This window comes from Gallibacterium salpingitidis, from assembly GCF_001678495.1.
GTDB lineage: Bacteria > Pseudomonadota > Gammaproteobacteria > Enterobacterales > Pasteurellaceae > Gallibacterium > Gallibacterium salpingitidis.
Map to the genome: position 1 here is coordinate 1 of NZ_JTJL01000024.1, position 4839 is coordinate 4839.

The following is a 4839-nucleotide window of genomic DNA, read 5'->3' on the forward strand; positions in this document are numbered from 1 at the left end:
TTCACTAAATAAACATTTTGACTGCCTTCACCGCCATAAGTACTATTGACATACTCATTACCCGGTTTCGCTTTACTTAACGCATTACCACCATTAAAGGCTAGATTATACGCTTCGCGGTTATCTGGGTCGGTGGCTTGGTCTGAGTATTCAACGGTTAAGGCTTGTTTCATTAAGCGATGTTCATCAGTATATTGTTTACCGGCAACAAATTCATTTTGTGAATGTTGTACCGCAGCGAAACGCAAACGGTCGCCGTAATTCATACTATCTATGACATCACGTTGATTTTTAATCACCATATCTTGTGCAGTAGCTGTTCCCTCTTTGATATACAACATATCGCTGCCTTGACCGGTTTTATTTAAGGTCATTAGAAATTGATTTGCACCAGCGAGTTTATCAATATGCAATGCTTGACCAGCTTGTGTTGGGCTAACATCCACTGTCCCTTCACCACGCAATTCACTCACCCAACTTTGTCCGGTCATTTGCCAGAGAGAATTTTTCGCTAAATCAAGATAAATCTGTCCGGCATTTGTAGCGTCTGAAGATGCCCAATTAGCAAATAAGGTTTTATGTTGCGCATTGTCATAAGCAGCAAAGTTATCCATACGACCTACTGCTAAACTGCCTGGAGTCAGTTGTAATGTGATATTACCGTTATCATAGGCATATTCATCACCGCTTAAATGTAAGGTGCTGCCTTTCGATTTCACTTGAATATCACCACCAATCGAGAGCATATTCCCTTTAATCACACTGTCCTTTGCATAATTTAAGGTAATTTGCCCTGCATTTCGTGCATCTGCTGCCCATAATGAAGAATCAATTGTCATTTGACCATCAATGGTGACCTTGGCTTTATTCAGAGATTGAATCGCAATCTTCGCTCCGGTTAAGGTATTACTTTCTGAACCTATTAATTTTACTTGTGCTTCATCAGCAGCATAGATATTAATATTGGAGAATGGGCTCTCGGTTGGTACGTTATGCACAATCACATTCTGTTTCGCATTCAAGGTAACAGCTGAACCTTTACTCGTCGCTAAAATTCCTACAACACCAACTTTAGCTTGATAAGCATTGGTCTTTTTCAAGACGTCTGATTGTTCTACCAATGCCAAATCTGTTTCATCACCTTGCATTTTAATTAAGTTGGTACCTTGTAAGGCAGTAAGCGTTAATCTGGTATTTGCTTCTGTTGCACGAGAATCTCTAGAAGATAAACGCTGTGCTACTAATCCTTTTGTGCCTAATACGGCATTTCTCACTATTACCGTATTATCGCCTTGTTTAGCAATCACATCCGCACTGGCATTTTCATTGACTACAATCCCACTTTGAATAACCGGATTACCGCCGATTTCAATATAGTTGCTTGCTGCTTGTAATCTCATTGTACTATCAATACTTGAATATAAACCCATACGATAGACTTTCATTCCTGCATTGAGGTTCATTAATGGCGTATTTGGTTCTGGGTTAATAACGCTAATCCAGTTTGCACCATCAGCAGATAAAGTCATTTCCCCTTGGTTTTGGGAAACTACACCATAAGTTTCACCATGGGAACGAAGGTTAATATCAACTACATTATTACCCTTCGCGGTTAATATCATTTTGCTAGTACCATCAAATACACCTGAGCCATCAAAGTTGACATTTGTTGCCAATAAACCTTCTGTTTGATAAGTGTACCAATTGCCATTTACCAGCTTTTGATAACCCACACCAAGACCATCACCCTTGCCTTGCAGGCGAATAATATTATTTTGACCGTCTAAGTTCACACCACTATTTTTATAAGAAGTAATTCCTCTAATAAAAGATTGATTATTGTCTAGTGCGGTTTGCTCTGTAGGAATCGCAGCAGTCAATTGACCATTATATTCAAGAATATTATCGCCAGCTGCTGTTAGATTTATCTGATTATTATCATAACTGTAAGCTAAGTAATACGCTCTGTCATTCAATAAATCACTGCTCAGTGTTAAATAGTTATCACCTGAAGTGGCTTGTAATAATACTGATTCTTTACCATTCTCTACTTTTCCATTTCCAGCAATAATATATTGATTCTTGGCATTTGGGGCATAAACAGAAATGCTATTATTTTTCGCCAATAACTTCGTGCTTGCACCAGATTGATTTCGGATCGCATATATCGCCGATACAGTACCTGATAGCGTAGCAAGATGTGATTTATCGCCAATATTAATCGTATTACTACCTTTTTCTGCCGATAAGGAAATTTGTCCTTTATTCTGATTATTCACACCATAAATAGGATACTCATATCCCGGTACCACAGCTGTAGTAGCAATTTCCAAAAGGTTATCGCTATTTTGAGCTACCACCTGAATATTCTCTTTTTTATCCGCTGTTTCGCCATCGGCAAATAACAAATATGGTGCAAGTCCATTCGATATATCAACAGTGAAATGATTTCGTGGTGCGATTGCAGAAATTTTTCCTGCAGGGATTGTTGTGCCGTCTTGTAATTGAGATGCTTGACTCATTAATCCATAGATACGATAAATATTACCTGCACCACCAATTTGATTCCCCTTATCGGTAATCAACAAGCGGTTTTCTTGGTTTGCTGAAAGCGATACTGTACTTTTACCCACAGATTGTATGCCATAGAGTGAATTCCATCCTGAATCTACTTTACTCGCATCTAAGGTTAAAACATTACGCTCTTTTGCATTTAACGTAATCGTATTTTCATCCGTTGCATTAGCAACGTTATAAGCATACATAAGCCATTGTGTTGATGCATTTGGCGCATACATTGCGATTTCATTACGCTGTCCGTTCATCTCGGTATTACTACCTATTGTATAAATACCTAATGCTCCATTAATCTTTTTCTTAAAATTATCTCCTAAATCAGGTATTGTGTTTTCAACATCACCAACCTCGATACGGTTTGTGCTTTGTGCAGATAATAGCACCTGAGCCTGATTTTGTGCATTAATGCCATAATCATAACCACTTGCTTGATTCGTCGCAGTGGTTTGCAATTTTAATAAGTTATCCGTTGCTGTCGCTGTTAGTGTTACCGTTTTCTCATTATTATTTACAGCACCAATAGACATAATTAAACTTCTATTTTTTGCATTGGGTGCGTAAACAGAAATACTATTATTTTGCGCCGTTAAATCAGCAATACCTTGATAACTATAAATACCACTTATATCTTTCGTCTCTCCTATTGGTTGGGCAAATTTATCCTTATCGCCGATTTGTATGCTATTTGCTCCACTTGCGAATACCTCTACCTTACTGTTATCTTCTGTACTGATACCTCTAATACGCTGTAAATCATCAGTTACAGCCACCCCTGTACTTTTAAAGGCAGTAGTTTGTATTGTAAATTCATTATTCCCTCCAGTAGCACGAAATGTTACATTTCCTCCTTGCTTACCAACCTGATACCTATCTGCACTCACAATTTGTTGTACTCGTGCATTTGGTGCATATAATGTGATTTCATTTTGTTTTGCTATCGCCGTAATATCGCCGGCCCCACGCTTAGAAACCCCTGCGACCCAACTTCGTTGTCCGACTATGTCGCTAAATCGTTCCGCATCACCAATCTTAATACTATTCTTCCCCTTTTCCGCCGATAATGCAGTGGATGTATTTTCACCTCCATAAATACCAATCAAGTCCCCTGCTTCTCCCCGAACTCCCTGAAAAGAAGAATTGGTAGTATAAATTGTTAACTCATTATTATTGATTGTTGCTTCTAGTCTTATCTCTTGCTTTTTCTCTCCATTTTCATTAGGCCAGTTGTGAATACCAGATACAAAGTTAACATTTGGTGTATAAAGCGAAATTTCATTTTGCTGTCCAACTAATTCTGCGCTACTGCCCTCACTAGCAAATATCCCGTCTGCACTGGATAACTTTCCTGTCGGTTCAGCCTTTGAATTAATATTACCTATGGTAAGACTATTGATTCCCTTTTCTGCGCTAAGCACTGCTTTAGCACCTCTATTTACATGAAGAATCGTAAAATCATCACCGAAAGCATCATCTTCATCTTGGACAAAGGTATTGGTCTGATTAATGGTTAATGTGTTATTGCCACCTGTTGCTTTTAATAAAATAGTTTCTTGATTATCTGCTGCTTTGCCTTGCGTATAAATAAGCCGAGTCCACCTACTATTTTTAGTAGAAATTGAAATATCATTACTTATCGCTTCCGCATGAATACTACCGCCTTGTGTAGAAAATACTGTCGTAACGCCATCTTTAGTGAGAGGTTCAGACGAACTGCCATCACTCAACCTAATCTTATTATTTCCAGTTGCTGATGAAAGGGAAATTTTTGCGTTATTTCTGTAGGTGCTAACTAACTTAATAGGGGTAATTCCACTAATTTCTTTTTCAATATTAATTGATTGTTTCGCTTGTAATTGGATACTTAATCCCTCACCCCAGTTTTCAATAATATTATTAACATCAATCCCCTCATTTTCACTAAGGATCTTAATTAGGCCTGCTGCACCAGTTGCCGTACCATATCCATAAATACCTTTACCTTTATTCCCATTAATAGTAATTTGCTTGCCGGCGGTAATTTCAATTGCTTTAGTTCCGTTATTCCAACTAACGCTCTCAGCAATGGTGATACTCTCATCAGGGTGATTAATTGGCATCGGAGTGGTTTGATCAATTTTAGTATAGGTTACTTCCGCTGACGCTAAATTCGGTAACCATAACAGGGTTTGTAATACTGATGCGACAATGGAAAGTTTAAAAAGATGTTTATTGCGTTTCTGATGGGATTTTTTAATAAAATTTAATGACTGACTGACTGACTGA

At 38.1% G+C, this 4839-nt stretch carries 1 protein-coding gene; it reads right to left on the bottom strand.

From position 1 onward, the window contains the following. Positions 1-4839 (bottom strand): hypothetical protein (locus QS62_RS12060; protein WP_197496269.1); only part of this gene is annotated, 4839 nt, incomplete at both ends.